Source organism: Methylorubrum aminovorans (genome assembly GCF_022179725.1).
Classification (GTDB): Bacteria; Pseudomonadota; Alphaproteobacteria; order Rhizobiales; family Beijerinckiaceae; genus Methylobacterium; species Methylobacterium aminovorans.
Genome location: NZ_BPRC01000025.1, coordinates 14,970 through 29,132, shown reverse-complemented (window position 1 = coordinate 29,132; position 14,163 = coordinate 14,970). Strand labels below are relative to the sequence as shown.

Below are 14,163 nucleotides of genomic sequence, written 5' to 3'. Positions count from 1 at the left end.
AGCGCCTCATCATGTATATCGCCATCCGCCAGAACCTCGAGGTCTATGACCCCGCGGACGCTTCGCTTCGCGAGGCGGGCGCACACGTGCTCCTCATGCGCGAGGCCGAGGCCGTCATGGGTGAGACCGTGGCCGCCTTCCTCGCGCGAGTCGCGTGGCGGTTCGATCTGCCGACGGTCTGCCGGATCAACGGCGAGTTCTACGCACGCGCCGAGTGGGAGACGCGCGCGCTCGCGGTCAACGACAACGTCGAGTTCATCAGCCGGCCGCTCGGCGGCGGATCAAGTGGCAGCTCGACTGGCAAGAGCATCATGTCCGTGGTGGCGCTGGTCGCTCTCACGGCCTTGGCGCCATATGCCGTTGCTGGGCTTGGTCTCAGCGCGCTGGGCACGACGGCGGCGACCCTCACCTTCGCCGGCAAGCTCGCTGCTGCTGCCATCGTCGGCGCTGGCGCGCTCGCTATCAGCCACTTCCTCAGCCCGAAATCCGGCGGCAAGACCAACAGCACCGACGCGCTCTATTCGTTCGGACTCCAGGGCAACGCCGCCCGGCCGATGCAGCCGATCCCGGTGCTGAACGGCCGCCTGCGCTTCGCCCCCGACTACGCCGCGCCGACTTACAGCGAGTATGCCGGCGACGCGATGACCGACTATGCGCTCTACGCGCTGACGTGTGGTCGGATGCGGGTGGAGCAGGTGCTCATCGGCGACACGCCCATTTGGCACTACCAGACCGGCTACAGCCCGGATTATCCCGGCATCAAGATCCAGATCGTCGAGCCGGGCGAGCAGGTCACGCTCTACCCGGTCAACGTCGTCACGGCCGACGAGCTGAGTGGGGCCGAACTCTCCACGGACTGGACGCCCGGCTACATCATCAACGCGGCCGGCACGCAGGCGAAAGAGCTGCTGTTCGACCTCGTGTGGCCGGGCGGCGCCTACGTCACCTTCAAGGACCGGACGCTCGCGGCGACGACGCACGTGCAGATCCGCGTCCGCAAGGTCGACAATGCCGGCGCGCCGATCACCGGCTGGACCACGATCGTCGACGACCAGTATCAGCAGGCCAAGCCGAGCCAGATCCGCATGACCGTGCGGCGGCTGGTCGAGAGCGGGCGCTACGAGGTCAGCGGGCGCCGGGCGAACCCGAGCGTCAACGACAGCGGCATCGCCAAGATCGGCGGCACTGACGACGTGACGTGGACGGCCGCCCGCGCGCACATCGAGGGGCCGCAGGCGTTCCCGCGGGTGACGACGCTGGCGGTGAAGGGCGTCGCCTCCAAGCAGCTCACTGGTGTCTCGGGCGGGCAGTTGCGCGTCATCGGCACCCGCATCCTGCCGGTCTGGCGTGACGGGCAGTTCGTCGAGGAGCCGACGCGCTCGATCGCCTGGGCCGCGCTCGATTGGTGGCGCAATGGCGATTACGCCGCGGGTCTCAGCATCTCGGACGTGGATTTCCAGAGCTTCGTGCGCCACGCCGCGCTCTGGGACGCGCTCGGCCACACCTTCGATCACCGCTTCACCGAGGTGCAGAACCTCGACGACGTGCTCGAGACGGTGCTGAAGGCCGGCCGTGCCTTCCCCGCGCCGGTGGGCGACAAGCTCACGGTCACCCGCGACGAGCCGCGCGTGCTGCCGCGCATGCTCTTCACCGACAACGACATCGTGCGCGACACGCTGGAGATCGACTACGCGCTCTCGGATGAGGCGTGGGCCGACGGCATGGTGGGCGAGTACCTCGACGAGACCACGTGGCGGCTCGCTGAGGTCTCGTCCGCGCCCGACGGTGTGACCCTGCTGAAGCCGGCCCGCGTCCAATTGGAAGGCGTGGTCAACCGCAAGCAGGCCGCCGGCATGGTCCGGATGATGGCGGCAGAGAGCCAGTACCGGCGCATCACCGTGTCGTGGACCGCCCGCATGGAGGGGCGGCTCCTGAAGCGTGGCGACCTCGTGCGGATCACCACCGAGGAGCCCGAGACCTGGGGGCAGTCCTGCGAGGTTTTGAGCTTCACCCCGGGCACGCGGCGCCTCGTGCTCGATCCCCCGCCGGAATGGGCCGCCAGCGGCAACCACTACGTCGAGATCCGCCGCCGTGACGGCAGCCCGTGGGGCCCGGTGCGGGTGACGCGCGGTGCCAACGACGCCGAGGCCATCGTCAGCGTGTCCGAGGTGGGCGGCGTGACGCTGGCGGACGCGGTGAGTCGCTCCGACACGCAGGAGTCCGCGTGGCTTGCGTTCTCGCCCGGCCAGCCCCGCAGCTTCCCGGTCCTCATCACCGACGGCGACCCGGATCAGGACGGCGAGCACATCCATCTATCTGGCGTGATGGATGCGGCCGAGGTCTACGCGACCACCGAGGACGGCGTGCCGCCGCTCCTCCAGATCCCCGACCTGTTCTCGTCGGCCCTGCCGGTGATCGCCGCGCTGATGGCGCAGATCAACCAGCGGCAGGCCTCGCTCATCCTCACCGCCGGATGGCAGCCGGCTAAGAACGCGGTCAGCTACGAGGCACAGGTCTCCTACGATGCCGGCGCGTCGTGGATCGGCGCGTACGAGGGCGACCGGACGACGTTCGAGGCGGTCGTCGGCGGCTCGGACCAGATGAAGGTGCGGGTGCGCGGCGTGACGCCAGCCGGCCCGCGCGGCGCGTGGTCAGTGGCCGATGTTGCGGCCCCCTCGCTGGTCATCGGCGCCGGCACAGTGGTGATGGAGCCCATCGACTACACCGGCCTGACGCAGGACGTGCGTGGGCGGATCGAGAACGCCCTCGCGACAGGCCAGAACGCCCTGGCGCGAGCACTGGAAAGCCTCGACAACGACGCCACCAACGCGGCGGCGATCATCGCGGAGAGCAATGTCCGTGTGAACGCCGATGGCGCGCTCGCCACTCGGATCGACGGCGTTGTCGCCAAGACCGATGCGAACGCAGCGGCGGTCACGTCCGAGATCACCGCACGCACGAACGCCGACAGCGCCCTCGCCACCCGGATCGACGCCGTTGTCGTCCAGGCTGGCGACGCGCTCGCGGCCGTCACCTCGGAGCAGACTGCTCGCATCAACGCTGACGGCGCCTTGGGACAGCGGATCGACGCCGTTGTCGTAAAGGCGGACAACGCACTGGCTGGCCTATCGACCGAGACGACGGCGCGCATCAACGCAGATGGCGCTCTGGCGGGGCAGATCACGGCGGTGCAGGCGCAGACCGACCGCGGCACGGCGTTCGGGCGCATGACGCTGTCAGCAAATTCTGGAGTGGCAGGCGTTACGGCCCGGTTCGAGATGCTGCTCGCAGCCGAGGTGGGCGGCCAGACGCGCGGCACCGGGATGACGTTCGATCTGCTCCCAGGCGGCGGCAGCCTTGTTCGGTTCGACGCCGACAAGTTCGTCATCACGTCACCGGGCGTGTCGGGCGTGCCGGCCTTCTCTTTCGATGCAGGATCTGGGACGCTGAGCGTGCCGTATCTGCGGCTGCTCTCGCAGCAAGCGTCCACACCGCTGCGCATCGACATCGGGTCTTACACGCTGATCGCCGGCGCCGGCACAGTCAACAACCAGATCGATGGCAACCTCAACTTCACTTACCTCGTCGGCAATCCAGACTTCCCGGCCAACATCGAGGTGTTCGGCAAGCTGACCATTTCCGGCCCTGCCGGGACATCCCTTCTGGGAATGCGGTTGATCGTGGATGGCGCTGTCGCCGGATATTTCAAGTTCAACGAGCAGAACACGTCCGTTTCGGTTGGGCCAAACAACAACACCTTCGACTTCCGCGCATCCTGCATTCGCTACCTTCCAGCCGGAACGCGCAGTGTTCGCATCCAATACAGCTACACCTCCCCAGGTGCGGGGCAGGTGCAGATCAACGAGCTTCACCTCGCTGGCTTCCAGCCGAAAGCATAGGACAGACACTCATGCTCACCTTCTCCGAGACCCGACAGCGCACATTGAACACGTCCGACGAGATCGCCGCATACCTCGGCGAGACCTTCCGCGATATGCAGGAGGCAAGCACATTCAAGACGGGCGACCCGGTGGCAATCACCTCCCGCAGCGGGCTCACCCCGGAAATCGGCGTCGGCGACGTCGGCATCATGCTGTGCGACCTGCCGAACCAGCTCTTCTCGTGGGTGCTGGTGTTCACGTCGGGCGGCCAGCAGATGGCCGTGCAGATCCAGACGGCCAACCTCGCCAAGCGCGAGCCGGCGGCGGAGGCAAGCAATGACTGAGGCGGCTGAGCAGAAGACGATCGGCATCGTCGAGATCAATGGACGGATCGGCGAGCTTGAGGCGCAGCGGGATGCTGCCCTAGCCCGTGCCGCCAAGATCGCGGGCGAGAAGGCTGAAGCGCTAGACCTCGTGCGGATCCTCAAGATCGAAAACGACCGCCTTGCGAACCTGCTGAACGACCGCGGCGGCCCTGCACCAGCCGCCGCCACAGACGACCCTGATGCCCCGCTCGCGCCCGCTGGCGCTGCAGCAACCGCCCACTGAGGCGACCGGGCTGGCCTGAGCCGCCCACCTTAACACCCGCAACCCTGACCGACCCCGCGCGTGGCTCACCGCCGCGCCGCGGCCGTTCGGCTGCCCGACGCGAGAGAGCCCTCCATGGCCGGTCTGCCGCAGTTCATCATCTCGACGCAGACGGACCCCTATTGGGAGATCCCGTTGTACGACAAGGACGGCAACCCGCTGTCGGTGGACGGGCGTGTCTTCGAGGCGTGGATCGCGCCGGCCGAAACCAAGGCCGGCGTGGCCCAGCCCCCTGCCGAGATTAAGGTTCTCACCTTTCAGGATGGGTTGAGCCTCCTTCCGCCGACCGACGGCAGCGGCGACCAGACGAAGCGGAACACCTTCGTGCATCAGGTCTCGCGCGCCTTCGCGCAGGCCAAGTTCCCGCGCGGCGAGTTGACCGCCGACATCTTGGAGGTGGTGGACGGCGCGCGCCGCATGTTCGCGCCTGTGCGGTTGTTCTACGGCGACCCGGCCCAGATCCGCGATTTCATCGCCGACCGCCAGGGCATCACCTTTGGTCAGGGACGGCAGGCGATCGTAACGCCCGTGGCCATCGCCGGGCAGGCGGGCCGGCGCGGGTCGGGCCTGCTCACCGGCACTCTGCCGCCGCAGCCCTCCGACGGCGAAGATGGGGATTACTGGGTCGTCGAGCGCGAGGGCCAATCCAACGTCATCTACGGCCCGAAGGAGGGCGGCGAGTGGCCGCCGCAGCCGTCGTCCACGTTTGGCGTTGGGGGAGTTGCCGACGTGCCGGGACTGACCGGCGCCCTCACGGAAAAGCTCGACACCACGGGCAACGCCAGCAGCACCACGATCAAGGCTATTGGCGCCAACATCTCCCGCGCTGCCGGTGATCGGGCCAACGACTTCGTCATGCTGGTGGACGACAAGTCGTCCTCGGTGACGTGGCTTGATGCCGCGGTGATGGCCAGGGCGCGCCTCAAGGCAAAGGGGGGCGGGTATCTGCGCTATCCGCGCGGCGGCCTCGATCTGGGGACGCAGGTCTACAGCGAGACCGAGAGCCGCATCGTCCACGACGCAGAGGCCAGCACGATCCTCTATTCCGCGCGAACCGATGCGCCCGCCTTCACCTTCGGATCGCCGGATACAACGGTCAGCCGCTCCGGCTTCGGGCGCATTCAGATCGTCTCCAGCGCGCCGCGCAGCGCGCCGCTGATCCGCTTCTCCAACATCTACGAGCCCGTCTTCGGGTTCGTCGAGGCGGTCGCGGGCGCGGCATGCCCGGCGGCTATTAGCATCCAGGGCGGCGGCAATTCGTACAACAACCGCCTCGGGCAGATGCGGACGTTCGGGCCGTTCGGGAACGCCGTCAGGGTCGGTGTCGGCACTGGACTGGTTCAGGGGTTCTATCTCGACGGCGGGTGGTCGTTTGGCGGTACGACGGATAGCGCAGTCCTGCTGCTCAACGTGTCCGGCGCCGGGATCGGCAATGGCGAGGCCCTGCAATGCTTTCGGGGCATCCAGGCGGCCCCTGGGCCGGGGCAGCTCGTCCATGCCGTGCAGATCGCGGATCGGGTGCTACTCGATACCTGCACACAGGAAGGCATGCTGCTCGGCGATACCGGTGGCGTCATCGAGAAGTGGACCGTCGCAGGGATGTGGTGCTCCTCCAACGGCTCTAACGTCCCTGGCGCCCGCAAGCCCAACATTCAAATCTCCGCGTCGGCACGGGGCAACATCGGCGGCCTGGACTTCTCCGGCTGTATCGTCTGCAACAGCCCCGGTCATGGCTGGGTGCTCATCAACGTGGATGGCCTCACAATCAACGGTGGGATGACGGACGGTAACGGGGCCAACGAAGGGAGCGGGGCCGGATACTTCATCGGCAATGGTTGTCGAAACATCAAGATCATCGGCGGTCAGGCCCGAGGTCAGTTCTCGCCGCGTGCACCCTTCGCACCATTCCAGCACTATGGCGCGCTGATCGATGGCGACACGAATTACATTTCTATCCTCAATCGTGTCGACATGACCGGCAACTTGCAGGGTACGGTAGCGAATTACTCGACTGGAACCAACAACTCCATCATCTCCGGCAGCGGATATTACGGGTGAGCACGATGGACCTCCTACTCATTGAGGGCGGGATCGTCGTGGCGATCCTGCACGACGCGGTCTCGACAGATGATCGGCGGGCGCGCTTGGCCGATCTCGTGGCCGAGGCCAGGAGCCTTGAGACGCAAGGCGTCGCGGCGATCGAGCCGACGTCCGAGGATCTTCGGGACGCCACGCGAGGCCTGACACGCGGGAAGCCTCCGATGAAGCCCAAGCGCCTTGCCGGGCTGCATCTCTCCGGCCTGCGCACCGCCATTGCCGCCCTGGAAGCGGCGATCGCCGAGCGTGAAGGGCAGACCCTGCGCCCGGCCGAGATCTACGTCGAGAGCGTGGTCGGCCAGCCGCTGGTGTGGCCGCGCGCCCATCGGGCCGCGTTGCTCGCCAGCACGGACCACACCGATCTGCCGGGCTGGCGGGCGGACAAGGCGCCCGAGCGCCTAGAGGCGGCGGACGCCTACCGTGCGGCCCTGCGGGCGCTACCGGAGGCACACCCGGATCCGGCCGCCATCGACTGGCCCGAGCGCCCCGCCGGGCTCTGAGCCCTCGCCCGAGACGACCCCTTCACATCGGAGAAGACCATGACCGTCGCTGAAATCCAGCGCGCTCTCTTGGCGCGCGGGTACGACCTCGGGCCCTCGGGAGCGGACGGCGACGCCGGGCCCCGTACCATCGCCGCCGTGACCGCGTTCCAGCGCTCAGCAGGGCTGGTCGCCGATGGCATCGCCGGGCCGAAGACGCAGGCCGCCCTGCAGAAGGCCGACATCAGCGAGCGTCGTGAAGCGCCGGAGAAGCCGGGCTGGCTCGTTCTGGCCGAGGCACTAAACGGCCTGAAGGAGGCGCCGGGCGCCAAGAACAATCCCGAGGTGGTGAAGCTGTTCGCCGATGCGGGCTTCCCCGGCATCAAGACCGACAGCACCGCCTGGTGTGCAGCCTTCGTGAACGCGGTGCTGGAGCGGGCCGGCCACCGCGGCTCCCGCAGCCTCGCAGCTCGCTCGTTCGAGAGTTGGGGCGTCGGACTGCCGGCGCCCGCGCTCGGCGCCATCGCCACGAAGAAGCGGAACGGCTCCGCGTGGCAGGGGCACACCGGCCTCGTGGTCGGCGCGAACGCCACGCAGGTGTTCCTGCTCGGCGGCAACCAGAGCGACGCGGTCAATGTGGCGGCGTTCAAGCGCTCGGAGATCGTCGCCTATCGCTGGCCGGGCGACGTGCCGCTGCCGGCACCGCACACTCTGCCCGCGACAATCGCCGGGGCGCGCTCGGGTGTGAGCGAGGCGTGAAATGCAGCGGGCCGGCATCGGGGGGGCAACACCGACCCGCCGTTTGTCTGCCGCGAGGCTAGGGGGGCGCCCCGGGGCAACGACAACGCATCCTATGGTCAATGCGGTAAGCGCTCTAGAGCAACTTTAGACGTATCGGGATCCAAGTCTCAATCCGGTATCGTCTCAGCTTAGACGCGCAAAGGCGCGGGCCGGTGCTGAGGGCCCCCCAATCAAGCACCGGCCCGTTATCCGCGGACTCCAATGGCAGGCTAAGGTCCTGCGGATCCGATATTCATGCGCCCTAAAACTGAGCCTCACAAGTAAGGACTTCGGCGTACACCAATCGAATTAACCGAGCCGGCCGGGCCAGCCGCGCATCCCCACCATCAGGACCACCACCATGACCCGCATGCTTTTGCTCGCGGCGCTGGCGCTCGCCTGTGTCGCGTCTCCCGCCTTCTCCGCCGAGGTCGCCACCGTCGGCGACAAGGCCGTGATCCTGCCCTGGGGCGACTGGCTCGTTGCGCTGGCCGTGTCCCTGCGCGAGCCGATCCTGACCATCCTGATCCCGATCATTGCTGGGTACGTGATCCAGGCCATCCGCAAGGTCTACCCGTGGGCAACCCTGTTCCTGTCGCAGCGGCGCGTCGAGATGATGCTCGAGGCAGGCGTCGGCTACGGCCTCAACGCCGTCCAGGGTGCGACCAAGGGCAAGACGCTGTCCGTTAACGTCGCGGTGCCGGTGATCGCCAAGGGCACGCAGTACCTCGTCGACACCGCGCCCCCCGCCGTCATCAAGGCGGCCGGCGGTCCGGACGGCATCGCGGCCCGCATGTTCCGCAAGCTCGACCTCGACGACCACGCCAGCGAGCAGAACGTGCTGATCCCGGCCCAGGTGCAGATCGGGGCTGGCACGGTGACGGCCGACGAGCTGCGCGACGCGGATTGGATGAGCCGCGGCTGACGGCGTCGGCCGCGAGGGACGCCTGAGAGATGACATGCCGGATCGGAAAGAGGTGTCCCTTGCCGCAGCTCGCGAAGTCGTCCGCATCCTCGAGGCGCAGATGGCAGACAGGATGCCGGCCCCGCCGAACACAGAACTCGGCGAACGGTTCGATCAGCGCCTGATGGAAGCTCAAGGCCGCCGCGACGGCAGGGACATCCACATGTTCCCGGCCCACCTCCGCAAGTGGTTCGACACGCTCAGCGAGACGGACGTGGTGAAGCTCGAACGCCTCATGGCGCTGAAGGCCGAAACCGTCACGTGGATCGAGGGCAAGAACGACCGCGAGCTGAAGCAACTCGATGGCGTGGTGGAGTTCGTCAGCTCCTCTCGGACGGCCGCCAAGGTGCTGATGTGGGTCTGCGGTGCGGCCGTGTCCTTCGTTGTGGGCGTCGCGGCGTTCGCCAAGGGCGGCTACGACATGCTCGCCATTTTCCGAGGTGGGAAATGATGGCCGTGCGGTTCTTCGGCTACGCCTGCCTCGGCATCATCTCTGCGGCGATCCTCTCGACCGCCGGCATTCTCGCATGGTTCATCGCCGATCGCGGCCTGCCGGTAGAGGTGCCCGAGACGACCGTGCTGACGCCGACCGTGAAGCCCGGCGGCCGGCTCTGCATCCGGCAGCGGGTCAACTACCTGCGCGACTGCCGGGGGAACGTCGATCGAGCGATGTTCGACGCGCACACGCACCGGGTGATCCTGCCGCCGGTGAAGTACGAGCGCCCGCCGCAGGGGCTCGGCCTGCGCGTCATCACCACCTGCTTCACCGTGCCGGAGGAGTTCGAGCCGGGGGCCGGCGAGTACCACGCCGCGCCGGAATACGCGTGCAACCCGCTGCAGCGATACTACTGGCCGATCACGCGGGCGCAGAACGTGGCGCGGTTTCAGATCGTGCCGCGCTAAACCGACCTAAACTCGCTCAATCTCAGCCCCGCCGGCACCCATCTGCGGAAATTTTGCTAGGACAAGCCGGTGTCGACATCTGACGTTTCACTAGATCACATTGTCGCCAGACGATACATCCACAGATATCATCGTGACTGAATCTAAGCTATGGTATAACCAATCCGGCGAGCTCCTCAACACAGATTTCATTCAAGTTGGCTTCAAAGAACCGTTCATTCCGCCTAATTACGTCGTCATCCCAGTCCCACCATTTTAGATCCAAAAGAAAGCGCACAATATCAGCGCTATATCTCTGGCGAATAAATCTGCATGGGTTCCCCGCTGCGATTGAATAGGCTGGCATAGAGCGAGTGACAACAGAATTAGCTCCTATACAACAACCATCGCCAACGGTCACCCCGCTTAGTATTGTGACGCCCGCTCCAATCCAAACGTCATTGCCTATTATGATAGGGCCTTTTGACCGCTCTCTAGTGAAAGGTGGCATTTCGCCTGGATGCGGCTTACTGAAATAATGGTAGTAGAAGGCTCCTTGAACGGCTGCATAGTTCACATCGTGGTTTGCTGAGATCAGGGATACATTGCGAGCTATCGCGCAAAAGGAGCCTATTTTGATAGGGGCATCAGGCGATGCCCCGGCATAAAAGTTTCCATTCTCCCGTGACATTCGTCCGACATGAAGATCACCGCTAGACTCGATGAAGCCGGTCATTGTTGCTCTCCAGAAATATCTCCCCTACCTACACCGGCCGACGGTTGCCTCAAAGCGGGCCGGCGCATTGAATGAGACGCTTGCATGTCTGAAGGTTCCGCGGTCATCAACTTGCATCAGATCTACATCGTGGATGGATTGCAGCCTCCGACTGAAATTCCAGAATTTGTCCAATACAACACCAAATCAATGCAAGACTTGCACCCAAAAGCAATTTACCGCTTATGGTGCGGGGATGAGATAAGAGAGTTTCTCAATTCCAGCTTCGATAACGACGTTTTACGATCATTCGACAAGCTTAAACCCTATGCGTACAAGTGCGATCTTGCGAGGCTGTGCGTCGTATACGAACACGGGGGAATATACGCAGACCTTGGGATGCGCTTCATACGGCCTTTTCTGCCGCCGCAGCATGCGGGATTCGCGGCCTTTCGATCCCTATCTTTTTTAACAGATAGCTGGACTACGGCGTCTAATGGGCTGTTTTGGTCTCGTCCGCGTCGCAAAGAACTTGAATATTCCATCAATGCAATCATTCAGAATGTTCGTGATGAATATTACGGCACGAACCCGCTTTGTCCTACAGGTCCAGTGCTTTTCGGGAGGTCCATTGCACGCGTAGCAGCCGAAACGGGTCGTCTGGAATTAGAAAGCGATCAATGGATCGGCGAGGTCAGGCGTGTCAGTGAGAAGTCTCTGTCGACCTGCCATATTGCTCCAGACGGGGAGCCAACCGCTTTGAACATCAAGGCTGGTAGGGACTTAGGGGCCCTGGGCGTAAGAGGCAGCAACATCTACGGAGCGCTGTGGGCGTCCGGGGATATCTACAGCTGAATGGAGTGGCGGGTGCCCCAGACCTCTATGCCGCCCTCACCTCGGCCCGCACCTCGCAAGGCGCCCTGCGCTTATCCCTGACCGCCAATTGTTGCCCCGCCGGCACCCACCGCGCGGGGTTTTTCGTGCGATTTCGGACTGAGCCTGAACAACAGGCGGCGTCACCCGTTTTGTCCCTTACGACCCTCCGTCGTTTTCTCTCCGAACTTGCCCTGCCCGGCTCAGCCGCGGCGGGGTTTTTCGTTTCAGCCCCCCTCGCGCGACCGCGATCAGCCGCCGCCGCACCTCGTCCAGGCGCTCGTCATCGCTGGCGCCAGCGCGGTCAGCCTGCGATTAATGGAGGTACGGGGTGCCGGCCTGGCCGGGCTCGCCAGAGACCTTTGCTGAAAGCCGCTGCTCAGGCGCACCGGCTTTGCCGTCCCATTCATCAGCCATGGCGCGAAGCTTCAGTACGACCGGGTCATCATGAGAGCCCAGCGCTTCTGCCAATTCGCGGCAAAGGTCGGCCTTCTGACGGAAATAGGAAGCTGCGTCACGCATACCGTCAAAATGACGGACTTCCCGTAGGGCGCGAGTCACAACAGCGTGTACTCGTCCGCAGTCCGCTCCCGATCCGTCCCAAATCAGCCTCGCCGGCACCCGCCGCGTGGGGCTTTTTCGTTTTAGGCCTAGAGCACCGCGGCGAGCATCCGCTTCCGCGCCTCGGCCATGCGGTCATCGTCGTTGGCTGCCGCAGCCTCTCGCCGAACGACCTCATAGGTTTCTTTCACTCTAACTTGGTCCAGGCCGGACTGCTGCGGGCTGAACAGTTGCCGCCCCCATATACTCCGTTCGTTGTAGTGAGGCCTACCCTATTCGATCGAGCCGGCCCCAACTCGGCCGATACACCATCTGCCGAACTTCAGATGCCTCCGACCGAAAGATTTAAGGATTAAGATTGGTCGGCTTCCCTAAAGGATCCGCAGACAGTCCAGGTTTGCGCCGGCTGATATGTGGGGAGACGGCCGCCGATGATGAGTGTGCTACGCCGCCGCTTTTGGAAGCGCGTTCTTGCAAGCTCTCCTCGAAGAGTCGCACACGTCGGCTACAATTTCTTCCGTTATCGCGCCGACCTACGTCCACTCCGTGAAGCGCTGCCTGAAAGCGCCCTGGGGCGACTCTTAGAAGGTCGTCCAGAAGTTTGGGGGATGGTCGCTACCCCTTACCTGTGCGCGCGCTGGACGGCGAGCGAGCGCATCGCCCGCATCACCGATCACTGTGCAACGATCGAGCGACTTGGCCCCCTGCTCGACACGCCGCTGGATACCTTCGTCGACCTGCTCGACCTGCACCAGATCGATCCATCCTATCGCATCGTGCTCGATCAGCCTCACTGGTTCATACGGGACGGGCTGGCCACCTTCAGCCTGTGGGAAGGCAAGGACCGCCTCATCTCGCTCTCATATTGCCTGTCCTCGGATGGTGGTGGCCTCACAGCCTACATCGGTGGCCTACAAGGCCGCTCCGAAGACGGTGTTCTCAATCGATACCGCCGCTTCACAAAGGAGGCCGAGGGTATGCGGCCGACCGACTTCACGGTTGAGCTTTTCCGAGCGTTTTGCCGTGGGCTGGGCGTTACACGCATCCTCGCAGTCTCAGACGCAACGCAGCATCTACGCAGCCCGTACTTCACGCGACAGCAAACTGCGCCTTCGACGCACCTAAATTACGACGCACTATGGCAGGACCGCGGCGGCGATCTTCAGCCGAACGGCTTCTACGAGCTGTCACTCAGCGAGCCGCGAAGAGAACCAGATGCAATCCCGGCCAAGAAGCGCGCGATATACCGCCGCCGCTACGCGATGCTCGACGCGATCGCAACGCGTTTGGATCAGATCACGCGCGATGGATGTCCTCCGGCACGCATAGGTCGCTACATGTCAGGCGCTAGCCTCCAGGCTCACCACGCGTTGCAAAGGCTGGATCACGCGACGCGCTCCTACTCCGCAGAGTGGCAGTCTCCTCTCCTTTCGAGGTAAGCGCCCGAGCCTTGTCGCGGGGCGGGGATCGCGCTGGATGGGCCAGACCCCGATCAATGCGAGTCCTGCCAGCCATGTTCACCGCCGCCGTCGCCCGCAAGACCGAGAAGGCGTTCCGGATCTACCGCGATCTCGGTCTGCGGAGCCTCGTCCTGCGGCTTGCACGCACCCTCGGGCGGGCCCTGGGCCTGTCCGGGGCCGGAGAGGCGCGCTGGCGGGCGCGCAAGGAGGCGGTGGACGTTGCCTTCGACGCGGAGGCGGGTGTGAGCACGGGGGGCATCACCCATCTCTACGGCCTCTCGATTGTCGGACCGAACGCGACGTCGGGTGTCAGCCACATCGCCTGCGACCCCGATGAATTCCGCGCGGCGCTCGATGCGCTGGAGGCGGACTTGACCGAACATAGCTTCGTGGATCTCGGCTCGGGAAAGGGACGCGCTCTGATCCTCGCGGCGCGCTACCCCTTCGCCACGATTGTCGGCGTGGAATTCGCCGCCGAGCTGCATGCCGTTGCAACCGCCAACGTCGCGGCGCTGCCCGCAGCGGATCGCGCCCGCATCAGCCTCGTCTACGAGGATGCGAGCCGGTTCGCATTTCCCGACGGCCCGCTGGTAGTATTCCTGAACAATCCCTTCGAGGAGGCGGTGTGCCGGGAGGTGGCGCGGCACCTCCGCGCCGACGTGAGCGCACACCCGCGCCCGGTCCGCGTGGTCTATCTCAGGCCGCAGCATCGGGCGGCCTGGATCGATGCCGGTTGGAGCTCCGTACGGGACGGGACGTGCTTCCTAATCCTCGAGCCTTGCCCGGCAGCGGCGCTCTGCAAGGCAACGGGCGTGTCTTGAAA

14 protein-coding genes are annotated in these 14,163 nt (G+C 65.0%); 12 read left to right on the top strand and 2 right to left on the bottom strand.

Going from position 1 to position 14,163, the window contains the following annotated elements:
- Window positions 1-11 precede the first annotated feature (11 nt).
- The 9 genes from MFF24_RS22615 to MFF24_RS22575 all read left to right on the top strand — a co-directional run bounded on the left by MFF24_RS22615 (window position 12) and on the right by MFF24_RS22575 (window position 9,752).
- On the top strand, window positions 12-3,899 hold the full coding sequence (locus MFF24_RS22615; RefSeq protein ID WP_238228035.1) for a host specificity factor TipJ family phage tail protein: 3,888 nt from the start codon (window positions 12-14) through the stop codon (window positions 3,897-3,899).
- Between the two features lie 11 nt (window positions 3,900-3,910).
- A complete protein-coding gene (locus MFF24_RS22610; protein ID WP_238228032.1) occupies window positions 3,911-4,225 on the top strand; it encodes a hypothetical protein in 315 nt (104 codons plus the stop codon).
- A complete protein-coding gene (locus MFF24_RS22605; protein ID WP_238228030.1) occupies window positions 4,218-4,490 on the top strand; it encodes a hypothetical protein in 273 nt (90 codons plus the stop codon). Before MFF24_RS22610 ends, MFF24_RS22605 begins: the two co-directional genes overlap by 8 nt.
- Before the next feature lie 114 nt (window positions 4,491-4,604).
- Entirely contained in the window at window positions 4,605-6,587 is a 1,983-nt protein-coding gene (locus tag MFF24_RS22600) for a hypothetical protein (protein WP_238228028.1), read from the top strand.
- A gap of 5 nt (window positions 6,588-6,592) precedes the next feature.
- A complete protein-coding gene (locus MFF24_RS22595; protein ID WP_238228163.1) occupies window positions 6,593-7,126 on the top strand; it encodes a phage tail assembly chaperone in 534 nt (177 codons plus the stop codon).
- A gap of 39 nt (window positions 7,127-7,165) precedes the next feature.
- On the top strand, window positions 7,166-7,864 hold the full coding sequence (locus MFF24_RS22590; RefSeq protein ID WP_238228026.1) for an NlpC/P60 family protein: 699 nt from the start codon (window positions 7,166-7,168) through the stop codon (window positions 7,862-7,864).
- 382 nt (window positions 7,865-8,246) lie between these two features.
- Window positions 8,247-8,810, top strand: coding sequence for a hypothetical protein (locus MFF24_RS22585; RefSeq protein WP_238228024.1), 564 nt, complete (start codon window positions 8,247-8,249; stop codon window positions 8,808-8,810).
- Window positions 8,811-8,862: 52 nt separating this feature from the next.
- Window positions 8,863-9,300, top strand: a complete 438-nt coding sequence (locus tag MFF24_RS22580; RefSeq protein WP_238228023.1) for a hypothetical protein — start codon at window positions 8,863-8,865, stop codon at window positions 9,298-9,300.
- Entirely contained in the window at window positions 9,297-9,752 is a 456-nt protein-coding gene (locus MFF24_RS22575; RefSeq protein ID WP_238228021.1) for a hypothetical protein, read from the top strand. The genes MFF24_RS22580 and MFF24_RS22575 overlap by 4 nt, the downstream gene beginning before the upstream one ends.
- 148 nt (window positions 9,753-9,900) lie before the next feature.
- Here MFF24_RS22575 and MFF24_RS29085 read toward each other — a convergent pair whose 3' ends face one another.
- Window positions 9,901-10,242, bottom strand: a complete 342-nt coding sequence (locus MFF24_RS29085) for a DapH/DapD/GlmU-related protein (RefSeq protein ID WP_373322740.1) — start codon at window positions 10,240-10,242, stop codon at window positions 9,901-9,903.
- Window positions 10,243-10,551: 309 nt separating this feature from the next.
- Between MFF24_RS29085 and MFF24_RS22570 the strand changes: the two genes are divergently transcribed.
- The gene (locus tag MFF24_RS22570) at window positions 10,552-11,301 is read left to right on the top strand and encodes a glycosyltransferase family 32 protein (protein ID WP_238228018.1); all 750 of its coding nucleotides are present in this window, start codon (window positions 10,552-10,554) and stop codon (window positions 11,299-11,301) included.
- A gap of 333 nt (window positions 11,302-11,634) precedes the next feature.
- Here the strand turns inward: MFF24_RS22570 and MFF24_RS22565 are convergent, their stop codons facing one another.
- The gene (locus MFF24_RS22565) at window positions 11,635-11,841 is read right to left on the bottom strand and encodes a hypothetical protein (RefSeq protein ID WP_238228016.1); all 207 of its coding nucleotides are present in this window, start codon (window positions 11,839-11,841) and stop codon (window positions 11,635-11,637) included.
- Between the two features lie 470 nt (window positions 11,842-12,311).
- Between MFF24_RS22565 and MFF24_RS22560 the strand changes: the two genes are divergently transcribed.
- Together MFF24_RS22560 and MFF24_RS22555 are read left to right on the top strand one after the other, a co-directional pair.
- Window positions 12,312-13,319, top strand: a complete 1,008-nt coding sequence (locus MFF24_RS22560; RefSeq protein ID WP_308445612.1) for a DUF535 family protein — start codon at window positions 12,312-12,314, stop codon at window positions 13,317-13,319.
- A 74-nt stretch (window positions 13,320-13,393) separates the two neighbouring features.
- Complete coding sequence (locus MFF24_RS22555; protein ID WP_238228014.1) at window positions 13,394-14,161, top strand: class I SAM-dependent methyltransferase; 768 nt, start codon at window positions 13,394-13,396, stop codon at window positions 14,159-14,161.
- Window positions 14,162-14,163 lie beyond the last annotated feature (2 nt).

Coding starts and splice junctions, on each gene's coding strand:
- MFF24_RS22600 (WP_238228028.1), top strand. CDS start 4,605: ATGGCCGGTCTGCCGCAGTTCATCATCTCGACGCAGACGGACCCCTAT.
- MFF24_RS22585 (WP_238228024.1), top strand. CDS start 8,247: ATGACCCGCATGCTTTTGCTCGCGGCGCTGGCGCTCGCCTGTGTCGCG.
- MFF24_RS22605 (WP_238228030.1), top strand. CDS start 4,218: ATGACTGAGGCGGCTGAGCAGAAGACGATCGGCATCGTCGAGATCAAT.
- MFF24_RS22555 (WP_238228014.1), top strand. CDS start 13,394: ATGTTCACCGCCGCCGTCGCCCGCAAGACCGAGAAGGCGTTCCGGATC.
- MFF24_RS22570 (WP_238228018.1), top strand. CDS start 10,552: ATGTCTGAAGGTTCCGCGGTCATCAACTTGCATCAGATCTACATCGTG.
- MFF24_RS22575 (WP_238228021.1), top strand. CDS start 9,297: ATGATGGCCGTGCGGTTCTTCGGCTACGCCTGCCTCGGCATCATCTCT.
- MFF24_RS22590 (WP_238228026.1), top strand. CDS start 7,166: ATGACCGTCGCTGAAATCCAGCGCGCTCTCTTGGCGCGCGGGTACGAC.
- MFF24_RS22565 (WP_238228016.1), bottom strand. CDS start 11,841: ATGCGTGACGCAGCTTCCTATTTCCGTCAGAAGGCCGACCTTTGCCGC.
- MFF24_RS22595 (WP_238228163.1), top strand. CDS start 6,593: ATGGACCTCCTACTCATTGAGGGCGGGATCGTCGTGGCGATCCTGCAC.
- MFF24_RS22615 (WP_238228035.1), top strand. CDS start 12: ATGTATATCGCCATCCGCCAGAACCTCGAGGTCTATGACCCCGCGGAC.
- MFF24_RS29085 (WP_373322740.1), bottom strand. CDS start 10,242: ATGCCACCTTTCACTAGAGAGCGGTCAAAAGGCCCTATCATAATAGGC.
- MFF24_RS22610 (WP_238228032.1), top strand. CDS start 3,911: ATGCTCACCTTCTCCGAGACCCGACAGCGCACATTGAACACGTCCGAC.
- MFF24_RS22560 (WP_308445612.1), top strand. CDS start 12,312: ATGATGAGTGTGCTACGCCGCCGCTTTTGGAAGCGCGTTCTTGCAAGC.